Here is a 4,306-nt window from a genome sequence, read left to right as displayed (position 1 = left end):
TGAGCAAAGCAATCTTGAATCTTAGGCGATTATTCCTATGTTATCGCTAACTCATTTCTGGACATTTTCGAGTTAAAGCATTAACTTTAACTCGCTTATTTAGGATTAAAATTTCTATGGGGTAACGCCTCAAATAGTGCCGCACTATTGCTTCGTCCGAGAGTTTTACTTGTTACTTTTTTTCATGACTTTGAGTAACTCAAGCGGCAAAACGTCATCCAAATCAGAAAATTCCTTATAAGTAATGATTCTTTTCGATTTAATGTCTACAGGCAAATCATCCAGCAGCTGAGATATTAGAATTGTTGTTTTATCCAAAGCATGTGCTAGGCCTAGCTCATATAGAACATTGGGATTCCTCCCTCCTAGATTGGCAACCACCACTTTGGCTTGCACAATATTCTTTAGCACATGTGAAAATATGTCACCTTTAAAGTTCTGCTCATCACCTCTGATGCAGCGGATATCAGCCTTATCACATATGTTTTTGATTGCTTCATAGACACCATCAAATTCACTATGAAACGGCGTGAGAACAAAAACAAAATCTTTCTCTTGTAAGTCGGATTCTTTAAGCCCTGCATTTTTCAGAAAATCATTTAGTTGAAGTTCAGATTTTTCGACGATCGGGCTTTTAGAGTTCCCATCAAGTTGAAGGTGATAGGTATCTTCAAATCTTGATACGGTTTTACTAAGGCGCTTATTCAGGCCATAAATTTCTGATTCTACGTTATGACGAAGAAGGTCCAGTTCTATGCGTTTTTTCTCTTCGTCATATCGTGATCCTCTTTTCTTTTGCATTGTGTAAAACATCAATGCCATTACCGCAGTCATTGCAAGCAAGAGAATAGCAAAAGAAACTATGAATTCAAATGAGGTCATGCCAGCCATTACTTCACCACCTTAATTACTAAGAAACAGAATACAGCGAAAGTTGAAGCTGCATTTAAGACCCAAAACCAGAACGAGCACCAATTTCTGTCTTCATCAATGTACTCTTTGCAAGGCTTATATAACGCTCCGAGCTGAAAAACAGCTACCACCAAAATCCCGACGATTAAAGTTGCCCTATTGTCGAGCCAATATTGTATCAATGCAGTTGACGATATTGCTACAGAGAGAGCAACAAAGGTTAAGTCTACAGGTAACCCCAAAGCTATATCCCCGAACACTGAAGGAGTACTTTTTTTGTTAACGATGAAGCTCCGCAAGATGGCACTTAGCAGTACAAGGAGTGCGGGCAGTATAAATGCTTCCACTTATCATTCTCCGTGACTAATCATTTTTTGTTTCCTCGACGCGATCTCAATGAATATAACGCACACGTAATAGGCGAAAGCTTGCGAGGTATTAATTGATGCTCTTGTCAGGCCTGACTTTATCAAAAGAACGGCTCCTCTATAAGTTCAGATCTTCTGAGCTTAATCTTTATTGAAAATTTTTCGTTAATATCGTTTAGCAAATGAATAAACCATTCAGGCGCACAAGGTGAAACAAAAACATCTTCAATAAGTAGATCTAGATTACAGGGGAGAAGCTTTCCCTGTCCCTTGCATTTCATATCTGTTAAAAGTGCTCTGACTTCTTTTTCATGCTCGAAAGACTTCCTTTTTCGCCAAAAGGCATTATTTGGGCCTGCATAGTTTTGATTAAAATCAATATATTTCACTCGCCCAATATTTATGGATGGATCACGACCAAGTGACTCATACAACCCTTTGTAAGATGTTCGTATTGCAACCGCATTAGGAAGAAAACTGGAGTACAAGCGCCACATTGCCTCAGATTCATGTTCGCTTTCATGCCAGCAGTTTACAAAAGTGCTTTCCTTGTGAGTTTTTCCCCCTATCTCCATTTCTTTTAGTAAGCGCTGAGCATCTTTTTCAATTTCCTCTTTGGAAAGCTCACATACATACCCTTCAGGGGGATTCATAATTGCACGTCTGAAGAATTCTAAATAATGGGATTCCCATCGTTCTTTGTTCTTCTTAATTCCTTTGGCTCCTTCGTATAAGTCTTCAAAACAATCTGTACGAGTAAAATATATAGACTTCGAAGATAGTAAGCTTACATATTTAGTGAAGTCCATGTAGCGCCATAGCTTTGTTTTTTGGTCAGGGATTTCGTATGGTCTTGGGCTAAAGTAATGTCTTATAGCAGTTTCTTTGAGACTGCCACAGCAGCTATTACATACATATAGTGGCTCATCATTTTGGTTATAACCTAAGTGAGAAGTATCACCTTCTTTAAATACATGACCACAGGATACGCAGCGATCATGATTTTCAAATGAAAGCCTGCGTAAGTCTGCAGTTAATCTATATGTCATTTCTTGCATAGAGTACCAAGAGGCCTAACAGTTTATTAGTGGCGCGCGCGTTTATCTCATTAGAACAGTGAAAATACGCACAGTTAACTATTTGTATGTAAAGAATTTATCAGTTTTCTATCAAATACGCCATTTGGAAAAACGTGCATGAGCGTTTTTCCAAACCTATTAACTAATTTGTAGGGGTTATTAAGTTGATTTTAATGGATTTTTTTGTTTTAGCCTGGGGGAACACACAAAAAAATAAGTTTGGAAACACTCAAAAAACATGAGTTTTTAATACGACTGCATATTTATCCAGTTTGAACAATCAAATAATCAGATAAAGCCGCGGAGAACAGGGTTTATATATGAGATTTTGTATGGCAACTCATTCGTTTGTTTGCGATTGTTCAAAGGGATTCTAGCAAGCTTTGGGGCATAAACGTGTTAGACCAAACGGCCTGAATGGGTCACCGCGTATTGACAGTCTCTCCCTGACGCCCAAAAATTCCGTCGTACTCCTGACATTATTTTTTGTCCCGGGAAATGAATTACCCATTGACCTGAGGATTTCCGTTTATTAGCGTAGTCAGACTTATCCATGATCCGGTCGCTTGTGAGGATCACCTTCGGGCAGCGACAGCAACACTCCCGTAGCCTGCAAGGGAGTACACCACGGTGTGGTACATCTGCGCCCCTTTGGAAGCAGATATCGTCAGTCTGATGACGATGAAGGTTTCTTAATCTCATTCATCATGGCCAACAGGCCAGTCACCCAACGGGGAACACGTTTCCCATTGGGTCAGGTGTTCCCCGTTGTTTTTATCAGGAGAATACCATGCAACAAAATACTACCCCGGCCACAGTGCACACTGTGTCCCCGGCTGAACTCTCCCCTTTTGCTGAAATTTTTCCGCACACCGGTTCACTGGAACTGATGTTGCTGGAGCACACGTTCATTAAAGCTGCTGCCGTGCTGTGTGACGATGACCGGTGTGACCGATGGCAGTACCGGAAGGTGTCAGACCGCATCGCCTATATCGTGCCGGCACGGTCGGATTCCGCTGTGGTCAACGTGGGTACGACTGACTTTAAAGGTGAAGTCTCCGCCGATGCCTTTGGGCTGATGGTAACCCTGAGCGTGTTGGGTTATCTGACGGCGCTGATGAAGCTGGACGGATACGCTGAGCGGTTTTGCGCCCTGCGTGAATATGCGCTGCAACATCCTCAGGCGCAATATATCCGGGCAGCGTTGGGCTTAAGGAGAACGTGATGCCAAAGAATGAACTGATTATGCTGGACAGTCTTGCACTGTCGGTCGTGTTTCCCGACAAAACCCCGCTGGAACGGTTATTTCTGGGGTTCCTGCTGGCGAATACCGTATCAACGTTATGCGGCGGTGACCAGCCTGAACAATGGACAAGCCGGCAGGTGTCTGAATCGCTGACTTATCTGGTGCCGACACGGGCGGAAACGTATTCCGTTTATCTGCCGGACATCCGATTCACGGCCACGCTTTCAGCCGATGCCTTCGGGCTGGCGGTGACGGCCATCGTATCAGCCCGTATCTCGGTGTTGGATACCCCGAATGAGGAGGCGTACCGGTTCTGCGCATTGCAGGAGTATGCACAACAGCACCCGGAAAGCGGCCTGATAGCTTCGGTCATGACACTGAAACCCGGAGAGGACGTTATCAGTCCGTTACTTATCCATAACAAAAATAAACATCATTAACGTTAACAGCCCATGAGGCTGTTAACGCTTTTCTTAAACGCCTGACCAGGGAACCGAAAACACCTTCCCGGCATCGGGCGGGTGTTTTTTTATTTGACCTCCAATCAAGGAAATACCGATGAACCCGATTTTTTTACCGGCATCAGATGAAACCGGTACGACATTCCATGAAGACATTTTTACCGTGCAGGTCACTGGCCTGATGCAACACCCGCAAGCGAGGCAATCACTGCGGGAAGAAACCCTGACCGTGTGCGAAGC

At 43.2% G+C, this 4,306-nt stretch carries 4 protein-coding genes; 2 read left to right on the top strand and 2 right to left on the bottom strand.

The window, feature by feature from the left end:
* Positions 1 to 165: 165 nt before the first annotated feature.
* Positions 166 to 891, bottom strand: coding sequence for a hypothetical protein (locus Xbud_RS18340; RefSeq protein WP_099137445.1), 726 nt, complete (start codon positions 889 to 891; stop codon positions 166 to 168).
* Between the two features lie 490 nt (positions 892 to 1,381).
* Positions 1,382 to 2,338, bottom strand: a complete 957-nt coding sequence (locus Xbud_RS18330) for a hypothetical protein (protein ID WP_211283552.1) — start codon at positions 2,336 to 2,338, stop codon at positions 1,382 to 1,384.
* Positions 2,339 to 3,149: 811 nt separating this feature from the next.
* Here Xbud_RS18330 and Xbud_RS18325 point away from each other — a divergent pair.
* Together Xbud_RS18325 and Xbud_RS18320 are read left to right on the top strand one after the other, a co-directional pair.
* Complete coding sequence (locus Xbud_RS18325) at positions 3,150 to 3,584, top strand: antirestriction protein (RefSeq protein ID WP_099137442.1); 435 nt, start codon at positions 3,150 to 3,152, stop codon at positions 3,582 to 3,584.
* Positions 3,584 to 4,045: an antirestriction protein gene (locus Xbud_RS18320; RefSeq protein ID WP_099137441.1), complete on the top strand. Its 462-nt coding sequence runs from the start codon at positions 3,584 to 3,586 to the stop codon at positions 4,043 to 4,045. Before Xbud_RS18325 ends, Xbud_RS18320 begins: the two co-directional genes overlap by 1 nt.
* The last annotated feature ends 261 nt before the right edge of the window (positions 4,046 to 4,306 follow it).

Source organism: Xenorhabdus budapestensis (genome assembly GCF_002632465.1).
Lineage (GTDB): Bacteria > Pseudomonadota > Gammaproteobacteria > Enterobacterales > Enterobacteriaceae > Xenorhabdus > Xenorhabdus budapestensis.
This window is presented reverse-complemented; position numbering and strand designations above follow the sequence as displayed.